The sequence below is a fragment of the Streptomyces sp. NPDC091289 genome (genome assembly GCF_044757365.1).
GTDB lineage: Bacteria > Actinomycetota > Actinomycetes > Streptomycetales > Streptomycetaceae > Streptomyces.
In genome coordinates, this window is the sequence record NZ_JBIVUT010000043.1 from 1 (window position 1) to 23,358 (window position 23,358).

Sequence of the window (23,358 nt, forward strand, 5' to 3'; positions counted from 1 at the left end):
CGGCATCCCCGGCATCGACATGGCCAAGCAGCAGCGCCCGCAGAACTACGATGACCACCGCTGGAGACCCACCCACCCCCGCCCCCCCACCCCACGCCCCGTCCCCGGGGCCCCCCGCGGGGGTCCCGCGGGGGCGGGCCGGGCGGGAAACCCCCCGCCCGCCCCGGCCCCTCACGCCGTCTCCGTCGCTTCCCTCCGGGTCAGCCGCGGATCACCAGGCCGTCGCGCAGCCGCTCCAGTGCGGCGTCGGGCACCCGCAGCCCGTTGCGCACATAGCCGTCGAGGCCGCCCCAGCGCTCGTCCATGGCGTCGAGCGCCACGTCCAGGTAGCGGGGGCGGACCTCGATGATCGCCGCGGCGACGGCGGGGTCTCCCCCGCCGTCCAGGAACTTCGCCACGTACGGGGCGAACGCGGCCCGTACGGCGGGATTGACCGCGAGGAAGTCCGACCGCACCGTCGCGCGGGCCGCTCCCAGGATCATCAGCAGGACGGCCGCCGCCCAGCCGGTACGGTCCTTGCCGGCCGTGCAGTGGAAGAGCACGGGGCGCGCACCGGGGTCGGCCGCGGTCTCCAGGAAGGCGCGGTAGGCGGCCGCGGCGCCGGGCGAGAGGACCATCTTCCGGTAGGTCTCGGCGAACAGTTCCTCGGCGCGGCCGCCCCCCAGCGTCCGCTCCGCCTCGACCGGGTCGGCGAGCAGGGCCCGCAGCCGGGCGGGCGCCACGCCCGGGTGGTCGCCCAGGACATCGGCGACGAAGAGCCTGGACCGGTCCGGCAGCCGGTCCGGGGCCCACTGGCGCTCGTCGGCGGTGCGCAGATCCACGACGGTGCGGATGCCGAGCGCGGACACCGCCCGGTCGCTCACCGGGTCGAGCTCGCTCAGCTGACCCGAGCGGAACAGGACGCCCTGCCGCACCCGGCGGTCACGGCCCAGGGCGATGCCGCCCAGGTCGCGCAGATTGACAACGGTGGCGGCCGGAACGGTCCGGGCGGTCTGCACGATGAACTGCCTCTTTCCCCGATGAATTCCAAGAATTCCACATATCAGGAGCAACGTCGCATGCGGCGAGGAAAGGACATCAGTCCGACAGGAGTCTCGTCTTCTGCTCCACGAACTCGGCGTCGGTGAGGACGTCCCGCTTCCACAGTTCGGCGAGCCGCTCCAGCCGGGTGATGATGTCGTCCCCCGCGGTGCCCTCCTCGCCGCCACCGCCGGTTCCGCCCGCGGCGAGGCGCTCGTGTGCGACGAAGACGCCGCCCGCCTCGCGGGCCGTACGGGCGAGCTGTGTGGTCCACAGGTCCTCCCGGACGACGATCGCCACCACATCGCCCGACGGCACGCTCCCGTCGAGCCGGTCGACGTCCGCCGCGCTCAGCGCCGCCGCCCCGCCCTCCGCCGTATCGACGGGAACCACTCCCTCGGGGTCCAGCTCCCGCAGCTCCACCGGGGTCAGCGCGCCGCCCTCGGCCCGGCGGACGAAAGCCAGGTCACCGGCGCGTACGGCTCCGGACGACACGGCGTCGGCGAGGGCGGGGGCGACCGCCCCGGTGAAGCGACTGCCGGGGAAGGCGATGACGAGGTACTCCACAGGTCCGACGGCCACGGTCGCGTCCTCTCCGTATCCCGGCGGCCACGGGGGCACCGGGGTGGATACGGCATTCCAGGGATGACATAACAAATCAGGAAACTTCGCACATAATATGCATCACTGTCCCGATTCATCCCGATGTCGACGACCGTCGTGTTGCCGCCTTCCGTCCGTCGCGCCGGTTACGCGACTGTATGTAAAGGATCAAGTGCATACCCGAGAGGGCAAGGTCACAGCACGTGCCCCTGCTGCTCATTCCGCGCACTGGCCTAGCATCTGAGCATGACGGTCCAGCCTGCTGACGGGCTCTCTCCGGCCGCCGCGTTCCCCGACCCCTCCCATGACCAGTGGCAGAGCCTCGTCGAAGGCGTACTGCGCAAGTCGGGCAAGGAAGTCACGGGCTCGGCCGCCGAGGAAGCGCTGTCCACCACACTGGAGGACGGGCTCACCACCCGCCCTCTCTACACCGCGCACGACGAGTCGCCGGACACCGGTTTTCCCGGCTTCGCCCCCTTCACCCGGGGCAGCACGGCCGAGGGAAACGCGGCCGGCGGCTGGGACGTTCGCCAACGCCACTCCGTCACCGACCCCGGCCGGCTGAACGAGGCGGTGCTCGGCGATCTGGAGAACGGGGTCACCTCGCTCTGGCTCACGGTGGGCGGTCCGGCGGGCGTCCCCGTCGACGGGCTCGCCCGGGCGCTGGACGGCGTGTATCTCGACCTCGCGCCCGTCGCCCTGGACGCCCCGGCCGATCTGGACGCCGCGGCGACGGAGCTGCTGCGGCTGTACGAGGAGCGCGGCGTCGCCAGGAGCGAGGCGCGCGGCACGCTGGGCGCCGACCCGCTCGGCCACGAGGCCCGGACGGGCGTGGAGGCGGACCTCGCCCCCGCCGTGCGCTGGGCGCTGCGGTGCGACACGGAGTACCCGGGGCTGCGGGCCGTCGCCGTGGACGCGCTGCCGTACCACGAGGCGGGCGGTTCGGCGGGCGAGGAGCTGGGGCTCTCCCTGGCCACGGGCGTCGCCTATCTGCGCGCCCTGACCGGTGCCGGGATGAGCGTGGAGGCGGCCTGCGGGCAGCTGGAGTTCCGTTACGCGGCCACCGCCGACCAGTTCCTGACCATCGCCAAGCTGCGCGCGGCGCGTCGGCTGTGGGCGCGGGTCGCCGAGGCCTCCGGTGCTCCCGCCGCCGGGGCCCAGCGGCAGCACGCCGTCACCTCGCCGGTGATGATGACGCGCCGCGACCCGTGGGTGAACATGCTGCGCACCACGCTGGCCACGCTCGGCGCGGGCGTCGGCGGTGCGGACTCCGTGACGGTGCTGCCGTTCGATCACGCGCTGGGACTGCCGGACGCGTTCGCGCGGCGGATCGCCCGTAACACCTCGACGATCCTCATGGAGGAGTCGCATCTGGCGCGGGTCATCGACCCGGCGGGCGGCTCCTGGTACGTGGAGCGGCTCACCGACGAACTCGCCGCGGCCGCCTGGGCGTTCTTCCAGGAGACCGAGCGGGCGGGCGGGCTGCCCGCCGCTCTGCGCTCCGGGATGGTCGCGGAGCGGCTCGCAGCGACCTGGGCGGCGCGCAGCGCGAAGCTGGCCCGCCGCAAGGAGCCGATCACCGGGGTCAGCGAGTTCCCGATGCCCGGCGAGCGTCCGGTGGAGCGCGAGCCCGCGGCCGACGCGTACGCCGGGGCTCCGGGCGGTCTGCCCCGGGTCCGGCGGGACGAGGCGTTCGAGGTGCTGCGCACCCGGTCGGACGCGCACCTCGCGGCGAACGGGAGCCGTCCGAAGGTGTTCGTCGCCGCGCTCGGTCCGGCCGCCGCGCACACCGCGCGGGTCTCGTTCGCCGTCAACCTCTTCGGGGCGGGCGGGATCGACGCGGTGCACGACCCGGTGTCGGTGGACGCGGCTACGGCCGCCGACGCGCTGACCGCATCCGGGGCGACCGTCGCCGTGCTGTGCTCGTCGGACGCGCTGTACGCCGAGCAGGCGGAGCCGGTGGCCGGTGCGCTGAAGTCGGCGGGAGCGGTGCGGGTGTTCCTCGCCGGCCGGCCCGGTGAGTACGCCGGTGTCGACAGCTACATCTTCGCGGGCTGCGACACGGTCGCCGTTCTCACCTCCGTACTCGACCGCATGGGAGTGGCGTGATGCCGACATCGCCCACGGAACGCAACCCCTCCGTTCCCGACTTCTCCGACGTGCCGCTCACGTCCACCGCACCGCCCGCCGGTTCCGCCGGTGAGTGGCAGGCGGCGGTGACCAAGGCGGCCGACGGGGCCGAGGCCCCGCTCTGGGAGACGCCGGAGGGCATCACGGTCAAGCCGCTCTACACCGGCGAGGACCTGGAGGGCCTGGACGCGCTGCACAGCTACCCGGGCATCGCCCCGTATCTGCGCGGCCCCTACCCGACGATGTACGTCAACCAGCCCTGGACGATCCGTCAGTACGCCGGTTTCTCCACGGCCGAGGAGTCCAACGCCTTCTACCGGCGCAACCTGGCGGCCGGGCAGAAGGGTCTGTCGGTCGCCTTCGACCTGCCGACCCACCGGGGCTACGACAGCGATCACCCCCGGGTGACCGGTGACGTCGGTATGGCCGGGGTGGCGATCGACTCGATCTACGACATGCGCCAGCTCTTCGACGGCATTCCGCTGGACCGGATGTCGGTGTCGATGACGATGAACGGCGCGGTGCTCCCCGTGCTGGCGCTGTACATCGTGGCCGCCGAGGAACAGGGCGTACCGCCCGAGAAGTTGGCCGGGACCATTCAGAACGACATTCTGAAGGAGTTCATGGTCCGCAACACCTATATCTATCCGCCGTCGCCCTCGATGCGGATCATCTCCGACATCTTCGCGTTCACCTCGCAGAAGATGCCGCGCTACAACTCCATCTCGATCTCCGGGTATCACATCCAGGAGGCCGGGGCGACGGCCGATCTGGAGCTGGCGTACACGCTGGCCGACGGGGTGGAGTATCTGCGCGCCGGGCAGGAAGCCGGGCTGGACGTCGACGCGTTCGCGCCCCGGCTGTCGTTCTTCTGGGCGATCGGCATGAACTTCTTCATGGAGGTCGCCAAGTTGCGGGCGGCCCGGCTGCTCTGGGCGCGGCTGGTCAAGCAGTTCGACCCGAAGAACCCCAAGTCGCTGTCGCTGCGCACCCATTCGCAGACCTCGGGGTGGTCGCTGACCGCGCAGGACGTGTTCAACAACGTGACGCGTACGTGCGTGGAGGCGATGGCCGCGACGCAGGGGCACACCCAGTCGCTGCACACCAACGCCCTGGACGAGGCGCTGGCCCTGCCCACCGACTTCTCCGCCCGCATCGCCCGTAACACCCAGCTCCTGCTCCAGCAGGAGTCCGGTACCTGCCGGGTCATCGACCCGTGGGGCGGCAGCGCATACGTGGAGAAGCTGACGCGCGACCTCGCGGACCGGGCCTGGCAGCACATCGAGGAGGTGGAGGCGGCCGGCGGGATGGCGAAGGCCATCGACGCGGGCATCCCCAAGCTCCGGGTGGAGGAGGCGGCCGCGCGCACGCAGGCGCGGATCGACTCCGGGCGGCAGCCGGTGATCGGGGTGAACAAGTACCGGGTGGAGACCGACGAGAAGATCGACGTGCTCAAGGTCGACAACTCCTCGGTGCGCACCCAGCAGATCGAGAAGCTGCGGCGGCTGCGCGAGGAGCGCGACGAGACGGCGTGTCAGGAGGCGCTGCGGGCGCTGACGGCCGCGGCCGAGCGGGACCCGGGTCCGGGCCTGGAGGGCAATCTGCTGGCCCTGGCGGTCGACGCGGCGCGGGCGATGGCCACGGTCGGGGAGATCTCGGACGCGTTGGAGAAGGTGTACGGGCGGCACGCCGGGCAGATCCGTACGATCTCCGGTGTGTACCGCAAAGAGGCAGGGGATTCCCCTTCGGTGGACCGCACCCGCGCGCTGGTCGAGGCGTTCGAGGAGGCGGAGGGCCGTCGTCCGCGCATCCTGGTCGCCAAGATGGGCCAGGACGGCCACGACCGGGGCCAGAAGGTGATCGCCACGGCCTTCGCCGACCTGGGCTTCGACGTGGACGTCGGCCCGCTGTTCCAGACGCCGGGCGAGGTGGCGCGGCAGGCCGTCGAGGCCGACGTGCACATCGTGGGCGTCTCCTCGCTGGCGGCGGGGCATCTGACCCTGGTGCCCGCGCTGCGCGAGGAGCTGGCCGCCGAGGGGCGCGAGGACATCATGATCGTGGTGGGCGGGGTGATTCCGCCGCAGGACATCGAGGCCCTGCACGAGGCGGGCGCCGCCTCGGTCTTCCCGCCGGGGACGGTGATCCCGGACGCGGCCCACGATCTGGTGACGCGTCTCGGCGCCGCGCTCGGCCACGAGCTGTGAGCCGCTGACGGATGGCTGCCAAGATCGACATCGATGGTTATGTGCAGGGAGTGCTCGACGGGAAGCGGGCGTTCGTGGCGCGCGCGATCACGCTCGTCGAGTCGACGCGGGCCGAACACCGGGTGCTGGCCCAGCAGTTGCTGAGCCGGCTGCTGCCGCACGCGGGGGCGGCCCGGCGGATCGGGATCAGCGGGGTGCCGGGCGTGGGCAAGTCCACGTTCATCGACGCGCTCGGCACGATGCTCACGGGGCTCGGGCACCGGGTGGCGGTGCTGGCGGTCGACCCGTCCTCCAGCCGTACGGGCGGTTCCATCCTGGGCGACAAGACCCGGATGGAGCGCCTCGCGGTGGACCCGGCCGCGTTCGTCCGGCCCTCCCCCACGGCGGGCACGCTGGGCGGGGTGGCCAAGGCGACCCGGGAGTCCATCGTGGTGATGGAGGCGGCGGGGTACGACGTGGTGCTGGTGGAGACGGTGGGCGTCGGGCAGTCGGAGACGGCGGTGGCCAACATGGTCGACACATTCCTGCTGCTGACGCTGGCCCGTACCGGCGACCAGTTGCAGGGCATCAAGAAGGGCGTCCTGGAGCTGGCGGACGCCATCGCGGTGAACAAGGCCGACGGCCCGCACGAACGCGACGCCCGCTCGGCGGCCCGCGAACTGGCGGGCGCGCTGCGGCTGATGCATCCGGCGGACGCGGCCTGGACACCCCCGGTGCTCACGTGCAGCGCGCGTGAGTCGCTCGGCCTCGACACGCTGTGGGAGCGGCTGGAGCAGCACCGTACGGTTCTGGAGTCGACCGGCCGGCTCGCGGCCAAGCGCCGGGACCAGCAGGTGGACTGGACGTGGACGATGGTCCGCGACGAGCTGCTGGACAGTCTGCACAGCCATCCGGAGGTGCGGAAGCTCACGCCGGAGCTCGAACAGCGGGTCCGGGAGGGCACGTTGACGGCGACGCTGGCCGCCGAGGAGATCCTCGGCGTGTACCGCGGAGGCACGTTCCGCGGCGGCGGTGCGGGGTCGTCCGCCTGAACGCGTCGGCGCGTTGAGCCGATACAGACCGAGGGGCCCCCGGACGGAGGGGCCCCTCGGTGTTTTCGGGCGCTCGCGGGCGCTCGCGCGGTTGCCCCGGCGGCTCAGACGGCGGCGGCGGGCGTACGTACGGTCGGTACGACGACGGGTGCCCCGTCGGAGGTCGCGGTGAGGATCTCCGCCTCGATGCCGTAGAGCTCCTGGACCAGGGCCGCGTCCACGGTCTCGCGGGGCGGGCCCGAGGCGATGATCCGCCCGTCGCGCATGGCGACCAGAGTGTCGGCGTACCGGGCGGCCGCGGCGAGGTCGTGGACGACCATGACGATGGTGCGGCCCTCGGCGGCGACTTCGCGGACCAGGTCCAGGACCTCCACGGCGTGGCCGATGTCGAGCGCGCTGGTGGGCTCGTCGAGCAGGACGACGGGGGTCTCCTGGGCGAGGGCCATGGCGAGCCAGCAGCGCTGCCGCTGGCCGCCGGAGAGCTGGTCGATCCGGCGTCCGGCCAGAGCGGCGGTGCCGGTGGCCTCCAGGGCGCGGGTGACGGCCTCCTCGTCCTCCTGCGACCACTGGCGGAACAGCCCCTGGTGGGGGTGGCGCCCGTACCGCACGAGTCCGGCCACGGTGACCGCCTCGGGGGCCTGCGGGGCCTGGGGCAGCAGGGCGATGCGGTGGGCGGCGTCGCGCTGGCGCAGCTGCCAGATGTCGGCGTCGCCGACGAACACCGTGCCGGAGCGGGGCTGGTGGAGGCGGGCCATGGAGCGCAGGAGGGTCGATTTGCCGCAGCCGTTGGGTCCGACGATCGCCGCGACCTGTCCGGAGGGGACCGTGAGGTCGACCTGATCCACGGCGGTATGGCCGGTGTATCCAGCGGTGAGCTGTTCGACACGGATTTCCACGGGGACCGGCCTTTCGGAAGGACGTGGGCATCACCTTGCCCGATGCCGCTAAAGTAAGGCTAACCTTAGCTCGCTCACGAGCTGACGGCCGCATCCGTGTGACCGTTCGGCCGTCACCGCTTCATGTCCCGTTGAACCCGGAGTCCTTGATGAACCTGCACCACCGCCCCGCCCGCACCGCCGCCCGAAGAGCGGCGCAAGCCGTCGCCACGCTCGGGGCCGCGGCCCTGCTCCTGACGGCCTGCGGCACGGACTCCGACTCGGGCAAGTCCTCCGGGGACAAGGCCGGCAAGGCGGACGCCGCCTCCTCCGCGACCCGTACGGTCAAGGACGCCACCGGGAAGGCCGTGGAGATACCGGCGGAGCCCAAGCGCATCGTCACGCTGACCCAGGAGGACCTGGACGCGGTGCTGGCGCTGGACATCAAGCCGGTCGGCATCACCAACGGTCAGGGTCTGGACAAGCCCCCGGCCTACCTCGCCGACAAGGTCGAGGGCATCGAGGTCGTGGGCAACCTCCTCCAGCCGGTCATGGACAAGGTCGTCGCCGCGAAGCCCGACCTGATCCTCGCCGGTGACATGCAGGACGAGCAGGTGCTCAAGCAGCTCCGCGAGATCACCCCGGCCACGCTGGTGACGATGGCGCCGGCCGACGACTGGAAGCTGTTCTTCCGCGGCATCGGGAACGCCGTCAACAAGCTCGACGACGCCAACAAGTTCATCACCGGCCACGAGAGCGCCGCCAAGGCCGCCGGGGAGAAGCTCGGCGCGAACAAGGGCGCCGAGGTCTCGATCGTCCGCTGGAACCCGGACGGGCCCAGCTGGATGGAGAACAAGCAGTTCGCCAGTGGCGTCGCCCTGGAGATGGGGCTGAAGCGGCCCAAGTCCCAAAACAAGGACGGCAACGCCCACACGCCGTCGCTGAGCCTGGAGAAGATCAATGAGATCGACGGCGACTGGCTGTTCCTGTCGACGCTGACCTCGGACGGCGAGAAGGCGCTCAAGGACGTGCAGTCCAAGCCCGCCTACAAGGAGCTGGGCGCCGTCAAGAACGGTCACGCGGTGACCGTCGACGGCTCGGTGTGGTCCACGCGCGGCGGCCCGCTGGCGGCTGACGTCGTCCTCGCCGACTACGTCAAGGCGCTCTCCGCCAAGTGACCTTCGGGTGAATCCCCTGCGAAGCGTGCGGCCCGGACCGGGCCGCACGCTTCGCCGCTCCCCGTCAGACGGAAGCGCGCGCGGCGGCGAGGTCGGCGGCCGTCCACGCCATGCCCACCGCCCCGTCGAGCAGCGCCTGTTCGGCCGCCGGGGAGAGCGCCGCCTCGGCGAACGCCGCCTCGTGCGGGCCGCAGGCTCCGCCGCTGATGTCGAGCACCGGGTGGATGGACGGCACCACGTGGGAGACGTTGCCCATGTCGGTGCAGGCGAAGGGCGGGCGCTCGACGGGTTCGGCGCGGCCGAGCTCGCGGGCGTTGGCGGTCCAGAGCCGGATCAGTTCCGGGTCGCCCCGGAAGTCGAGGTAGTCGGGCTCGGGGCGCTCCAGGGTCACCTCACAGCCGGTGGCGAGCGCCCCGGCGCGGAAACAGTCCTCGACCCGCTGCCGCAGCTCCCGCAGGTCCTCGGCGGCCAGCGCCCGGATCTCGTACGTGGCGGTGGCCCGGTCGGGTATCGCGTTGGGTGCGGTCCCGGCGGCGGTGGTGATGCCGTGCACCCGCCACTGCGCGGGCAGTTGCTGACGCAGGAGGCCCAGGGCGACCTGGGCGACGGTCAGCGCGTCGGCGGCGTTGCGGCCCTCGTGCGGATTGAGGCTGGGATGCGCGGCACGGCCGGTGTAGGTGACGTCGAGGGTGCCCAGCGCGAAGGAGCGGAAGTCGGCCATCTCGAACGGGCAGGGGTGCACCATCATCGCGGCGTCCACCCCGTCGAACGCCCCGGCGTCCAGCAGCAGCGCCTTGCCCGCGCCGCGCTCCTCGGCGGGGGTGCCGATGACCCGTACGGTGAGGCCGAGTTCGTCCGCGTGGGGGGCGAGCCCGAGGGCCGCGCCGATCCCGGCGGCGGCGATGAGATTGTGCCCGCAGGCGTGGCCGAGGCCGGGCAGTGCGTCGTACTCGCAGGCGATAGCCACGGTGACGGGTCCGGAGCCGATCGTGGCGCGGAACGCCGTCTCCAGGCCGTGGGCGGGGGCGGTGACCTCGAAGCCGTGCGCGGCGAGGAGTTCGGAGCAGAGCGCGGCGGCCTTGTGCTCCTCGAAGGCGGTCTCGGGCTCGGCGTGCAGGCGTCGGCTCAGGTCGAGCAGGGCCGGGGCGTGGCCGCCGACCGTCTCCCGCACGGCGGCCCTGAGCGCGCGGATCCGCTCGCCGGCCGCGTTGCCGTCCACGCTGCCGTTCGTGTTGCCGTTCGCGCTGTCTACCGCCTCGTCGGCCGCCTCGTCGGCCCGCGTCTCGGGGCGTGGGGCTGCGGGGACGGTCATGGGCACTCCTTGCGTCGAGGACCGCTCCGGGGGCGGTCGCCTGCACTGTTCGAAATAGGTTAACTTAGCCTTACCTAAGTGTGCGCCGGGAGCCCGATGGCCCGGTGTCCGTTGTCCTTCAGGGGAGTCGTCACACCCATGCATGAGCGTCCGAACCGCCCGACCAGCTCTTCGGCAGCGCACTCCGGCGGCGCGCCTTCCCCGGGACTCCCCCTCCTGACCGCCCAGTCGGGCATCTATTACGCGCACCAGCTGGCCCCGCTCGGCACCGAGCTGAACACGGCGGACTGCGTGGAGATCGACGGGCCGCTGGACGCGGACCTGTTCGTGGAGGCGCTGAGACGGGCGGTGGGCGAGGCGGAGACCCTCGCCCTGCGTGTGTCCGAGGCCGACGGCGTACCGGTACAGCGGGTCGTGCCCGCCGCCGAACCCGTGGTGCACCGGCTGGAGCTGACGGAGGACCGGGCCGAGGCGTGGATGCGGGAGGACCTGGCCCGGCCGGTGGACCTCGCCGCCGACGGCGCGCTGATGACCCAGGCGCTGATCCGGGTCGGCGAGGGACGCCACCGGTGGTACCAGCGGGTGCACCACATAGCCGTCGACGCCTACGCCCTGGCCCTCGTCGGGCAGCGTGTCGCCGAGCTCTACCGGGCGCTGGTCGCCGGACAGCCGCTGCCCGGGAGCCGGTTCGCCCCGCTGAGCGAGCTGACCGGCGAGGAGACGGCCTACCTGGCAGGCGAGGAGTACGCGGCGGACCGCGCCTTCTGGTCCGCGCGCATGGCGGATGCCTCCGCCACCGCGCCCCACCGCTCCCCCGGCCCTTCCCCCGCCCTTCCGGACACGCCCGGCACCGGTCTGTTCCACCGGACCACCGACCTCCCCGCCGAGACCCTGGAGCGGCTGTCCGGTGCGGCGCGTGCCGCGAAGGCGACCTGGGCCGAGCTGGTGGTGGCCGCGACCGCCGGTCATCTGCACCGGCTCACCGGCTCCGAGGACATCGTGCTGGGCCTGCCGCTGACCAACCGGCGGGGGCCCGCGGCCCTGCGGACCCCTGCCATGACTGTGAACGTGCTGCCGCTGCGGATCGCCGTGCGCCCGGGTGACACCGGGGCCGAACTCCTGCGCCGCGTGGTGCTGGAGATCCGTGAGGTCCGCCGCCACCAGCGCTATCCGCAGGCCGACCTGCGCCGCGATCTGGCCCTGGAGTCGGCCGACGCCCCGCTGACCGGTCCGATGGTCAACGTCAAGCCGTTCGACGGCGCCCTGGACTTCGCCGGGGTCACCGGCACCGTGCGCAATCTCGCGGCCGGACCCGTGGAAGGGCTCGCGGTCGGCGCCGCCCCCGGACCGGACGGGGGTCTGCGACTCACGCTGGACGCCAACCCCGCCGCGTACGGGCCGGAGGACCTCGCGGCCCACGAGGACACCTGGCTGCGCTATCTGGACGGCCTGACCGAACTGCTGCTGACCGACCCGGAGCGGCCGATCGGCACCCTGGACCTGCTCACCGGCGACCAGGTGCGCGAGGCCACGTCCGGTCGCACCGAGGCCGCCGCGGCACTCCCCCTCCCTCGGTCGTTCACCGCACAGGCGGCCCGGACGCCCGACGCCGTCGCCGTGCGTTCCACGGTGGCGGGCACGTTCCGGGGGACGGTAGGGACAGCGACGGACACGGATACGGATGCGGGCGTGCCGGAAGCCGCCGCCGCGTCCGGGGCCCGGCTCACCTTCGCCGAGCTGGACGCCGCCTCCGACCGCCTGGCCCACCTGCTGGCCGGCCTCGGCACGGACAGCACGGCCGGTGCGGGCGACACCGGTGGCACGGTGGCGCTGGCCTTGCCCCGGACCGCCGACATGGTCGTCGCCCTGCTGGCCGTGCTCAAGGCGGGCCGAATCTGCGAGCCGCTGGACCTCGGCCACCCCGCCGCCCGGACCCTGGCCGTCCTGGAGGACGCGCGGCCGCTGTGCGTGATCGGCACGGCCGCGACGCTCGCCGCGCTGCCCGACCACGGGCTGCCGACCGTCGCGCTCGACACGCCCGCCACCGCCGACGCCCTCGCCGCCTGCCCCGACGGGCCGCTGCCCACCGGGCCCACGCTCGCGGACCCCGCCTATCTCATCCACACCTCCGGTTCCACGGGACGCCCCAAGGGTGTCCTCGTCAGCCACGCCTCGCTCGCCAACCTCTGCGCCGGGCACGGCACGGACCACATCGCCCCGGCCGTCGCCCGGACCGGCCGGGAGCGCCTGCGGGTCGCGCACAGCGCCTCGTTCGCCTTCGACGCGTCCTGGGACCCGCTGCTGTGGATGGTCCACGGGCACGAGCTGCACCTGCTGGACGACGCCGCCTACCGGGACCCCGCGGCGCTCACCGCGTACGTCGGCACGCACCTGGTCGACTATCTCGATGTCACCCCCTCCTACGCCGAAGCGCTCATCGCCGAAGGCCTGCTGGACGAGGGCCGCCATCACCCGGCCCATCTGGTGGTCGGCGGCGAGACCGTCCCCCCGGCCCTGTGGGAGCGGCTGACCGAGGCCGGGGCCGTGCACCCGGTCAACCTCTACGGGCCGACCGAGACGACCGTCGACGCCTACTACTGGGTGCCCGGCGACTCGGCCGCCCGTCCCGACGGCCGCCCCGTGCGCGGTTCACGCGTCTATGTCCTGGACTCCTCCCTGCGTCCGGTGCCCGCCGGTGTGACGGGTGAGCTGTACGTCGCCGGGGCCTGCCTGGCCCTCGGCTATCTGGGCCGCCCCGACCTGACGGCCGAGCGGTTCGTCGCGGACCCGTTCGGCGCGTCGCACGGCGACGCCGGGGGCCGGATGTACCGCACCGGGGACCTGGTGCGCCGCCGCGAGGACCACACCCTGGAGTTCCTCGGGCGCAGCGACGACCAGGTGAAGATCCGCGGCTTCCGGATCGAACTCGGCGAGATCCAGGCCCGGCTGGCCGCCCATCCGCAGGTCGCGGCGGCCGCGGTCATCGCCCGGGAGACCGGCCACGGCAAGCGGCTGCTGGCCTACGCGGTCCCGGTGCGCACGACGGACGACGGCCCGGCCGCCGATATCGCGCCGCCCACCCCCGCCGGGCTCCGCGACCATCTGGCCGGGGCCCTGCCCGAGCACATGGTCCCCGCGACCGTGACGCTGCTGGACGCACTGCCCCGGACCGCCAACGACAAGCTCGACCACCGCGCCCTGCCCGACCCCGAACCGCTCCCGCTCACCGGAGGCGAACCGGGCGGCCCGGACAGCGCCGTCGGCGGGCCGCACAGCGAGATCGTGCGCGGGCTCTTCGCCGACGTGCTCGGCATCGCCGAACCCCCGGCCGCCGACGCGGGCTTCCTCGACCTCGGCGGGCACTCGCTGCTCGCCGCCCGGCTGGCCGCCCGCCTCCGGGAGCACTTCGGCGTGCCGATGAGCATCGCCGACGTCTTCCGCCACCCCACGTCCGGCGCCCTGGCCGCACTGGTCCGCACCCGCGGTGGCGCGGCCACCGCGTCCGTCCCGCTCTCCCCCGTACCGCGCACCGGTCCCCTCCCCCTGTCCCCGGCCCAGCAGCGGCTGTGGTTCCTCCACCGCCTCGAGGGCCCCAGCCCCACCTACAACATCCCGCTCGTCCTGAACGTCAACGGCCCGCTCGACCGCGACGCACTCCAGCTCGCCCTGTACGACCTGGCGGAGCGTCACGAGACACTACGAACGGTATATCCGCCCACTGACAACGCCTCGGGAAGCGGCGTCGACGGCGACGCGGGCAGCGCGACGGACGACACCCCCCACCAGCGGATCCTCGCCCCCGACGACCCGGCGGGCCGCCCGGTGCTGCGGCCGGCGGAGCCGGGCAGCGATCTCACGGAGGCGGTGCGCCACTGCTTCGACCTCGCCACCGAACCCCCGCTGCGGACGGTCCTCTTCAGCGAGTCGCCGGACCACCACACCCTGCTCCTCCTGCTGCACCACATAGCGGGCGACGGGGCCTCCACCACGCCCCTGGCCCAGGATCTGGCCACCGCCTACACCGCCCGCGCCGAGGGCCGCGTACCGGAGTTCACGCCGCTGAGCGGCCAGTACGTGGACCACGCGGCCCGGCTCCAGCAGCTCCTGGGCACCCCGGCCGAGCCGACCCCGCTCGCCGAGGCCCAGCTCGCCCACTGGCGCGAGGCGCTCGCCGGGCTGCCGGACCAGCTGGAGCTGCCCTCCGACCGGCCCCGGCCGCCGGTCGCCACCTCGGCGGGCGACACCGTGCCCTTCGCCCTGGACGCCACCGCGCACGAGGCGCTGCGCCGGCTCGCGCGGGCGCACGGAGCAACCGTGTTCATGACCGTGCAGGCCGGGCTCGCCGCGCTGCTGACCCGGCACGGCTGCGGCACCGACATTCCGCTCGGCACCCCCGTGGCGGGCCGCGACGACGACGCCACGGCCGGGCTCGTCGGCTTCTTCACCAACACCGTGGTCCTGCGGACCGACACTTCGGGCGATCCCTCCTTCGGCGATCTGCTGGACCGTGTACGGGCCACGACGCTCGCGGCGTACGAGCACGACGCGCTGCCCTTCGACCACCTCGTCGAGGCGCTGAACCCGGCGCGTTCGCTGGCCCGGCACCCGCTCTTCCAGACCATGCTGGCCTGGCAGTCGATCGCGGACGGGCCCGTCCCCCTCGGCCCGGACACCACCGCGCGGCTGACCGCCGTGCCGTCCGGCACCGCGAAGTTCGACCTGACCCTGAACGCGGGCGAGCTGCCGGGCGGCGGGATCGGCGGCTTCCTGGAGTTCCGCACGGACCTCTTCGACCGGTCGACCGCCCAGGCCCTCGCGGACCGGCTGGCCCGGCTGCTCACCGCGGCGGCCGAGCGCCCCGGGACGCCGGTGGGTCTGCTCCCGGTCCTCGGCGACGACGAGGTCCACCGCGCCCTGGTCGAGGCCAACGGCGTCAACCACGACCGGCCGGTGCCGCTCACCCTCGCCGAGGTCTACGGGGTCGCGGCGCGCCGGCATCCGGAGCGGACCGCCGTGAGCTGCGAGGGCGCGTCGCTGACGTACGCCGAACTGTCCTCCCGGGCCCAGTCGCTGGCCCGGCTGCTGGCGGCCCGGGGGATCGGCCCCGGTTCGATCGTGGCGCTCGCGCTGCCGCGCTCCCCCGACCTGGTGGCCGGGCTGCTCGCGGTGTCGCTGGCGGGCGCCGCGTATCTGCCGATGGACCCGGACTACCCGGCGGACCGGCTCGCGTACATGCTGGACGACGCCCGCCCGGCCGCGCTGATCACGGACGCGGCGACGGCCGGGCAACTGCCCGCGCACGAGCTGCCGCTGATCACCGTGGACGAGGCGGCGGGCTTCCCGGACGGGCCGCTCGACCAGGCGGACCGCACCCGGCCGCTGAGCCCGCAGGACCCGGCGTACGTCATCTACACCTCGGGCTCCACCGGGCGGCCGAAGGGCGTCGTGGTCACCCAGCACAATGTGACGCGGCTGCTGACGGCGACCGAGCACTGGTTCTCGTTCGGGCCGGACGACGTGTGGACGCTGTTCCACTCCTACGCGTTCGACTTCTCGGTGTGGGAGCTGTGGGGGGCGCTGCTGTACGGCGGCCGGGTCGTCGTCGTCCCGTACGCGACCAGCCGTGACCCGCACGCCTTCCTGCGGCTGCTGGCGGACGAGCGGGTGACCGTCCTCAACCAGACGCCGTCCGCCTTCTACCAGCTGGCGGCCGCCGACCGGGAGGCCCCCGGGCACGAACTGGCGTTGCGGTACGTGGTGTTCGGCGGTGAGGCGCTGGAGCTGGGGCGGCTCGCGGACTGGTACACCCGCCACCACGAGAACGCGCCGACGCTGGTCAACATGTACGGCATCACGGAGACCACGGTCCATGTCTCGTATCTGGCGCTGGACCGGGCGACGGCCGGCTCCGCGATCTCCAGCACCATCGGCGTGAACATCCCCGACCTGCGGGTCTACGTCCTGGACGAGCGGCTGCAGCCGGTGCCGCCCGGGGTGACCGGTGAGATGTACGTCGCCGGTGAGGGGGTGGCCCTCGGTTATCTGGGCCGCCCGGACCTGACGGCGGGGCGCTTCGTCGCCGACCCGTTCGCGCATCTCTTCGGGGAGAGCGGGCGACGGATGTACCGCTCGGGCGACCTCGCCCGGCGGCGCGTGGACGGCACGCTGGAGTACTTCGGCCGGGGCGACCAGCAGGTCAAGATCCGTGGGTTCCGGATCGAACTCGGCGAGATCGAGGCGGTGTTGGCCGCGCATCCCGAGGTCGCCGATGTGGCGGTCGTCGTCCGCGAGGACACGCCCGGCGACAAGCGGCTGGTCGGCTACGTCGTCCCCGCACCCGGCACGGACCCGGTCCCGGCGGCGCTGCGCGAACACGCCGCCGCCACGCTGCCGGTGCACATGGTGCCCTCGGCCGTGGTGGTGCTGGAGCGGCTGCCGCTGACCGGCAACGGCAAGCTGGACCGCAAGGCGCTGCCCGCGCCGGGCGTTCCGGTCAACGCCGGCGGACGCGCGCCGCGCACGGTCCGCGAGGAGCAGCTCTGCTCGGTCTTCGCGGAGGTGCTGGGCCTGCCGTCGGTCGGGGTGGAGGACAACTTCTTCGACCTGGGCGGCCATTCGCTGCTCGCCGTGCGCCTGGCCGGGCGGATCAAGGCGGCCTTCGGCATCGAGGTGTCGATCGGCACGGTGTTCCAGGCCCCGACGCCCGCCGCGCTGGACACGGCGCTGGACGTCTCGCGCGAGGAGGATCCGCTGGATGTGCTGCTGCCGCTGCGGCCCGCCCGCCCCGGCGACCGCGCCCCGGTCCACTGCGTGCACCCGGCGGGCGGTCTGAGCTGGTGCTACGCCGGTCTGATCCGCCACCTTCCGGCCGATGTGCCGATCTACGGACTCCAGGCCCAGGGCGTCGGCGGGGCGACGGCCGACGAACCGCTCCCGACCACGCTGGAGGAGTTGGCCGCGCACTACGCGTCCCGGATCCGCGAGGTCCAGCCGGAGGGCCCCTACCGGCTGCTCGGCTGGTCGACCGGCGGCATCATCGCGCACGCCATCGCGGCGGTCCTCCAGGAGGCGGGCCAGGAGGTGGAGTTGCTGGCGATCCTCGACGCGTACCCCGCCGAGGGCTTCCGCGGTCTGCCGGTGCCCGACCGGGCCGAGGCCCTCGAATCGCTGCTCACCATGGGCGGTTACGGCCCCGAGAGCCTCGGCGACAAGGAGCTGAACACGGCGAACGTGGTCGAGGTGCTGCGCCGCGAGGGCTCCCCGCTGGCCACGCTCTCCGCCACGAAGATCGAGGCGCTCGGCGAGGTGTACCTCAACACCAACGACCTCGTACGCGCCTACGACCACCGGGTGTTCCGGGGCGATGTGCTGTTCTTCCGGGCCACGGTGGACACCATCGACGACACTCTGACGCCGGAGACGTGGACCCCGTACGTGAGCGGGCGCATCGACAACACGAACGTCGCCTGCTCCCACAAGGACATGACCCTGCCCGAGCCGATCGCGCACATCGCGCGCGTGGTCGCCGACCGACTGACCGAGCTGGAGAAGTGACACCGATGAGCGACGCATCCGCCAACCCCTTCGACGCGGACGGGGAGTTCCTCGTCCTGACCAACGCGGAGGGTCAGCACTCGCTGTGGCCGCTGTTCGCGGCGGTGCCGGAGGGCTGGTCGACGGCTCACGGCCCGTGCGCCCGGCAGGACGCGCTGGACTGGATCACCGCGCACTGGGCCGGTCCCGTCCCCGTCGCCGCCCGGTGAGCGGGCTGCTGATCCGGCCCCGGATACGTCCCCGGGTCGCGGTCGTCCTCGTCTACACGGCCGCGATGTGCATGAACGGCCTGGACTCGACGATCGTGAACCCGGCGCTCTACACGATCGCGGGCGACTTCGGGCGTCCGCTGTCGGCGGCGAACACCGTGGAGACGGCCTTCCTGGTCGCGCTCGCGGTGGGTCTGCCGGTGGCGGGGTGGCTGGGCGACCGGTTCGGGACGAAGCGGGTGTTCCTGGGCGCGCTGACCGCGTTCACGATCGCCTCGGCGGTCTGCGGTCTGGCGCCGGACCTCAACACGCTGGTGGTGGCGCGGGCCGCACAGGGCCTGGCGGGCGGGTTGTTGACGCCCGTCGGGATGACGCTGCTGTTCCGGGCGTTCCCGCCGCACGAGCGGATGAAGCTGGCCAAGGTGCTGATCGTGCCGACGGCGCTGATGCCCGCGCTCGGTCCGCCGCTGGGCGGGCTGCTCACCGAACACCTCTCCTGGCACTGGCTGTTCTTCGTGAACGTGCCGATCGGCGCGGCGGCGGTACTGCTGGGCTTCTTCGGCCTGCGCGAGCATGTCGAGGGCCCCGAGGGGCGGTTCGACACCGTCGGCTTCTGGCTGGCCACTCCGGCGCTGGGGCTGCTGACGTACGCGCTCGGCTTCGGCCCCTCGCAGGGCTGGACGCGGCCCGCCGTCGCCGTCAGCGCGGCCCTGGGTTCCGTCCTGCTGGTCGCGGCGGTCCTGCACCAGGTGCGGGCGAAGTCACCGTTGCTGAGGCTGCGGCTGTTCGCCGACCGGGTGTACGGGTCGGCCTCCGCGCTGGCCGGGGTGACCGCGGCCGGGCTGATGGGCGTGCTGTTCGTCTTCCCGCTGCTCTACCAGGCGAGCCTGGGGGCGTCGGCGCTGGACGCCGGGCTGAGCGTGTTCCCGGAGGCGGTCGGGCTGATGCTGGCCTCGCAGGTGGTGGACCGGCTGCTGCCGAGGCTCGGCCCCCGGCTGCTGACCGTGCCGGCGCTGCTGGTCGCGTCGGCGGTCTTCGCGACGCTCGCGCTGCCGGGTGTCGCGGAGAACGCGTGGAGCGTGCGCGGGCTGATGTTCCTGATCGGTCTGGTGCTGGGGACGGCGGTGCTGACCGTGCAGATCTCCGGGTTCGAGTCGATCGGGCCCGCCGACATGGGCCAGGCGATGGGCCTGTTCCAGATCGTCCGCACGCTGGGCGGTGCGCTCGGGATCGCCGCCTGTGCGGCGGTGATCGGGGGCGGCCACGTCACGGAGGCCGTCGATCCGGGCCCGTACCGTACGGCGGTCTGGGTGACGGCGGCGCTCGTCGCGGCCGGGGCCCTGATGGCACTGCGGCTGCCGCGCGAGGCCCCGCAGCCGCCGCCGTTCGACGACGAGGACGCGCCGCCGCCGGGTGAGGACCTGGCGACCGCGGAGGCTCCCGTCGTCAAGAGCTGAGCGGGCACACGAGAAGGGGGCGGGCGGCATCCGGAGGGGGGATGCCGCCCGCCCCCTTTCTCATGGTCGGGACGCGGGGTTCACGGAGGGGGCTCAGTCCTCGCCGAGCAGGGCGGCCAGCCCGTCCGCCAGGCCGCCGCGCCAGCAGGCGTAGTCGTGGCCGCCGTTGAACTCCCGGTAGCGGACGTCGTATCCGCGGGCGCGCAGCACATTGCGGAATCTGCGGTTCTCCGCGAGGAGCATCCATTCCTGGAGGCCGACCTCCAGGTGGAGGGTCACCGGCCTGCGTTCCGCCCATGCGTACTGGCCGGTGAGCCACTCGCTGCCGCGTTCGTCGTCGGGCCACCAGAAGGAGCCGGACTGGGAGAGGGCGAGGTCGAAGCGGTCGGGCCGCTGGAAGGCGGCGAACGCGGCGGTGAGTCCGCCCGCGCTCTGCCCGGCGACGACGGTCCGTGCGGCGGCGGCCCCGGCCCCGTACTCCTGCTCCGTCCAGGGCAGCAGGGTGTCGGCGAGCCAGTCGACGAACGGGGCGCTGCAGGCGAGGTCCTCCATGCGCCGGCCCATGGTGTCGACCAGGACCGCCACGGTGGGCGGCAGGTCCCCGTCGGCGTGCAGGTTGTCGAGGATGTCGCCGACGCCGAGGACCGGCCCCCACATCTCGCCGTCGAGGAGCACGGCGAGCGCGTACGGGCCGCCGTCCGGGCGGTGGCCGGGCGGCAGGTGGACCGTGATCCGGCGGCCGTCCACCTCGGCGTCGAGGGTCCGCCCCCGGTCCACGTCGTCGCGCCGCCGGGTGCGCGACTGCGCGGGCGCTTCGGGGAGTTCGAGTACGGAGGCGGGGTTGCGGCCGTCCCGGGAGGGCAGCGGGGCCCGGTCGTTGAGCGGGTCGGGTTCGGCGCGGTCGAGCACCTGGAGCCAGGAGGCCCGGTCGGCGCGCAGGGCGTCCTCGCGGGTGGAGTCGGTGGCGTGGAACTGGTACGAGGCGCGGTGGTCGGCGCGCAGCCGGTGGCTGATCGCCCACACGCCGGTGCCTTCGAGGCGTTCCATCAGGTGCGGGGCGAGGTCGCCCGCGTGCCGGTCCTTGTCGGTGACCGTGTGGACCAGGGCCAGGACATGGGTGGCGGGGCGGGCCGGGTCCTCGCGGCGGACGAAGGTGACCAGCCGGTGGCCGGGGTCGCCCTCGGGGTCGCCCTCGACGAGCGGGGCTCCGGTGGTGGTCACTTGGCGCCAGAACGTTTCCTCGGCGTCGGGCTTGCCCGCCCGTACGTCGTCGAGGAGCGTACGCAGCAGAGGGCTTCGCACGGCGGTCGCCCCGGGTCCGGTCGGTCCTCCGGACGCGGGAGGAGCGGGCGGGTCGGTGCGCGGCGGGTAGGTCACGGTCACATCGCCTTTCATACGCGGGTGGCTGCGGAGCGGCCGAGCAGCACCCAGAGCAGGAAGGGGCCGCCGAGGACGGTGGTGACGATGCCGACGGGGAGTTCGACGCCGTCGAAGGCGATACGGCCGAGGGTGTCGGCGGCGACGACGAGGACGGCCCCGGTGAGCATCGAGCCGACGAGCGGGACGCGCAGCGGTCCGGCGAGCCGGGAGGCGATGACCGGGGAGGCGAGCGCCACGAAGCCGACGGGGCCGCAGATGCCGACGGCGAGGCCGGCGAGGGCGACGGCGAGGAGCAGGGAGAGGGCGCGGACCCGGCCGGGGGCGGAGCCGAGCGAGGAGGCCGTCGCGTCGTCGAAGCGCAGGACGCCCAGATGGCGGGCGACGGCCAGGCTGATCGGGACGAGGATCGCGAGGCCGATGAGGACGGGGACGGCGACGGAGTAGCTGCGTCCGTTGAGGCTGCCCGAGGTCCATACGTACAGCGAGCTGGCGGAGGAGAGGGACCGGCGGGACAGGACGACCTGGGTGATCGCGGAGGCCAGCGCGGACATGGCGAGGCCGACGACGAGGACGCGGTAGCCGCGCTGGCCGAGGCCGCCGGAGACGGTGGTGACGACGATGACGGCGACGAGCGCGCCGATCGGCCCGGCCCACCAGGCGCCGAAGGTTCCGGTGGCGCTGAGGGTGACGGAGAGCAGGACGGCGGCGGTGGCCCCGTCGTTGACGCCGAGGAGTTCGGGGGTGGCCAGGCGGTTGCGGGCCAGGGTCTGGGTGAGGCAGCCCGCGAGGCCGAGGGCGGCGCCCGCGGTGAGTCCGGCGACGATGCGGCCCAGGCGGAACTTCTGGACGAGCAGGACGTCGAAGCGGTCGCCCTGGCCGAGCACCGCGCGGAAGGTGCGGCCGACGCCCATGTCGCTCTGGCCCGCGTACGCGGAGAGGACGACGGCGAGCACGAGGGCCCCGGTGAGGGCGAGGGCGGCGAGGGCGGCGCGCCGGGTGATGAGGAGGGAGAGCGGGCCGCGGCGCAGGACGAGGGTGTCGGCCGGGCGGACCCGGAGGGTCTTCGGGGTGCGGTGGGCGGGGCGGGGCAGGGTGATCCGGAAGCGGCGGGGGCGGTCGGGGGCGCGTTCCTCGGTGGCCGGTTCCGTCATGCCCATCGAGGCCAGCTGCTTGGAGCGGACGATGGCGATGAGGACGGGGGCGCCGATGAGGGCGACGATGACGGAGACGGGCGCTTCGAAGGGCCGGGAGACCACGCGGGCGGCGATGTCGGAGATGGTCAGGACGCAGGCGCCGATGAGCCCGGCGAGCAGGATGCGGGCCGCGAGCCGGGTGCCGGCCAGGGCGCGGGCGAGGAAGCCGGCGAGCAGGCCCAGGAAGGAGATGGGCCCGGCGAGCGCGACGGCGGCGGCGGTCAGGAGGGTGACGCCGATGGCCACGACCGTACGGATCATGGGGGGCCGGTGGCCGAGGCTGCGGGCCAGGTCGTCGCCGAGGGCGAGGGCGGAGAGCGGGCGGGCGACCAGGAGGGCGACGAGGAAGCCGATGGCGAGGACGGGGGCGAGGCGGCCGAGTTCGCCGAAGCCCTCGACCCCGGCGAGGGAGCCGAGGACCCAGAAGCGGAATCTGTCGTAGGTCTCGGCGGAGTTGACGACGATGACGCTGGTGAGCCCGCCGAAGGTCGCGCCGAGCGCGGCGCCCGCGAGGACCAGGCGCATGGGAGAGCCGCCGCCGCGTCTGCCGGATATGAGGAGGACGAGGCCGCTGGCGACCACCGCTCCGACGAACGCGCAGACGAGGTAGGCGTAACCGGAATCGAAGCCGAGAAGTGCGATGCCCGCGACGACGCCGAGCGAGGCGCCGGCGTTGACGCCGAGCAGTCCGGTCTCGGCCAGCGGGTTGCGGGTGACCGCCTGGAGCAGACACCCGGCGACGCCGAGGGCGGCTCCGACGAGCAGCGCGGTGAGGGTGCGCGGAAGGCGCAGGTCGCCGACGACGAGGGAGAGCCGGGCGTTGTCGCGCGCGCCGTCCCGGCCGAGCAGGTAGTCCAGGACGCCGCCGGGGCCGACCTCGCCCGCGCCGATCGAGAGGGAGAGGGCCGTCAACAGGACGACCGCGAGGGCGAGTCCGGCAACGGCGACGGCGACGGTGCGGCGTCGCGGGTCGGCCGTGGGGCGGGGCCCATCGGCGGGGGCGGCGGTCGCCGCGGGCACGATCGGGGCCACCGGCTGCCGGTCGGCTTTGTCCCCGTCCAACTGGACGGTCGAGGAGTCATGTTCGGGAGCCGAGGCCGTGGTCCCCGTGCGCGGCGTTTGCATAAGGTGAGGCTAGCCTAAGTAAACATCACCGCCTCGACACCCCTTCTGGGCGGTCGGATTTATTTAGGTTACCCTTACCTAACAACC

Annotated in this window: 13 protein-coding genes; 7 read left to right on the forward strand and 6 right to left on the reverse strand. The window is 73.4% G+C overall.

Annotation, left to right across the window (positions count from 1 at the left end; genetic code table 11):
• Positions 1-200 precede the first annotated feature (200 nt).
• A complete protein-coding gene (locus ACIQPT_RS36580; protein ID WP_401162546.1) occupies positions 201-998 on the reverse strand; it encodes a tyrosine-protein phosphatase in 798 nt (265 codons plus the stop codon).
• Between the two features lie 79 nt (positions 999-1,077).
• Positions 1,078-1,602, reverse strand: a complete 525-nt coding sequence (locus ACIQPT_RS36585; RefSeq protein WP_401162548.1) for a DUF6325 family protein — start codon at positions 1,600-1,602, stop codon at positions 1,078-1,080.
• A gap of 267 nt (positions 1,603-1,869) precedes the next feature.
• Between ACIQPT_RS36585 and ACIQPT_RS36590 the strand changes: the two genes are divergently transcribed.
• The 3 genes from ACIQPT_RS36590 to meaB are packed head-to-tail and all read left to right on the forward strand — an operon-like array spanning position 1,870 to position 6,988.
• The gene (locus ACIQPT_RS36590; RefSeq protein WP_401162550.1) at positions 1,870-3,732 is read left to right on the forward strand and encodes a methylmalonyl-CoA mutase family protein; all 1,863 of its coding nucleotides are present in this window, start codon (positions 1,870-1,872) and stop codon (positions 3,730-3,732) included.
• On the forward strand, positions 3,732-5,957 hold the full coding sequence (gene scpA / locus ACIQPT_RS36595; RefSeq protein WP_401162552.1) for a methylmalonyl-CoA mutase: 2,226 nt from the start codon (positions 3,732-3,734) through the stop codon (positions 5,955-5,957). Before ACIQPT_RS36590 ends, scpA begins: the two co-directional genes overlap by 1 nt.
• Before the next feature lie 11 nt (positions 5,958-5,968).
• Complete coding sequence (gene meaB / locus ACIQPT_RS36600) at positions 5,969-6,988, forward strand: methylmalonyl Co-A mutase-associated GTPase MeaB (protein WP_401162554.1); 1,020 nt, start codon at positions 5,969-5,971, stop codon at positions 6,986-6,988.
• 104 nt (positions 6,989-7,092) lie between these two features.
• Here meaB and ACIQPT_RS36605 read toward each other — a convergent pair whose 3' ends face one another.
• Positions 7,093-7,884 carry an ABC transporter ATP-binding protein gene (locus ACIQPT_RS36605; protein ID WP_401162555.1) on the reverse strand — a complete coding sequence of 264 codons (792 nt, stop codon included), beginning with the start codon at positions 7,882-7,884 and terminating at the stop codon, positions 7,093-7,095.
• 149 nt (positions 7,885-8,033) lie between these two features.
• On the opposite strand from ACIQPT_RS36605, the gene ACIQPT_RS36610 reads away from it, so the two are divergent.
• A complete protein-coding gene (locus tag ACIQPT_RS36610; RefSeq protein WP_401162557.1) occupies positions 8,034-9,041 on the forward strand; it encodes an ABC transporter substrate-binding protein in 1,008 nt (335 codons plus the stop codon).
• 64 nt (positions 9,042-9,105) lie between these two features.
• On the opposite strand, the gene ACIQPT_RS36615 is transcribed toward ACIQPT_RS36610, so the two are convergent.
• Positions 9,106-10,353 (reverse strand): M20 family metallopeptidase, encoded by a 1,248-nt coding sequence (locus tag ACIQPT_RS36615; protein WP_401162559.1) that lies wholly within the window; start codon positions 10,351-10,353, stop codon positions 9,106-9,108.
• Between the two features lie 138 nt (positions 10,354-10,491).
• Between ACIQPT_RS36615 and ACIQPT_RS36620 the strand changes: the two genes are divergently transcribed.
• Genes ACIQPT_RS36620 through ACIQPT_RS36630 form a run of 3 tightly spaced genes read left to right on the forward strand, consistent with a single transcriptional unit; the run spans position 10,492 to position 19,573 of the window.
• Positions 10,492-17,907 carry an amino acid adenylation domain-containing protein gene (locus ACIQPT_RS36620; RefSeq protein WP_401162560.1) on the forward strand — a complete coding sequence of 2,472 codons (7,416 nt, stop codon included), beginning with the start codon at positions 10,492-10,494 and terminating at the stop codon, positions 17,905-17,907.
• Between the two features lie 5 nt (positions 17,908-17,912).
• Positions 17,913-18,116, forward strand: a complete 204-nt coding sequence (locus ACIQPT_RS36625) for an MbtH family protein (protein ID WP_401162562.1) — start codon at positions 17,913-17,915, stop codon at positions 18,114-18,116.
• Positions 18,113-19,573 carry a DHA2 family efflux MFS transporter permease subunit gene (locus ACIQPT_RS36630; protein WP_401162563.1) on the forward strand — a complete coding sequence of 487 codons (1,461 nt, stop codon included), beginning with the start codon at positions 18,113-18,115 and terminating at the stop codon, positions 19,571-19,573. The genes ACIQPT_RS36625 and ACIQPT_RS36630 overlap by 4 nt, the downstream gene beginning before the upstream one ends.
• Before the next feature lie 93 nt (positions 19,574-19,666).
• Here ACIQPT_RS36630 and fes read toward each other — a convergent pair whose 3' ends face one another.
• Both fes and fhuB read right to left on the reverse strand, forming a co-directional pair.
• Positions 19,667-20,950, reverse strand: a complete 1,284-nt coding sequence (gene fes, locus ACIQPT_RS36635; RefSeq protein WP_401162578.1) for an enterochelin esterase — start codon at positions 20,948-20,950, stop codon at positions 19,667-19,669.
• A gap of 14 nt (positions 20,951-20,964) precedes the next feature.
• Entirely contained in the window at positions 20,965-23,271 is a 2,307-nt protein-coding gene (gene fhuB / locus ACIQPT_RS36640; RefSeq protein ID WP_401162565.1) for a Fe(3+)-hydroxamate ABC transporter permease FhuB, read from the reverse strand.
• Positions 23,272-23,358 lie beyond the last annotated feature (87 nt).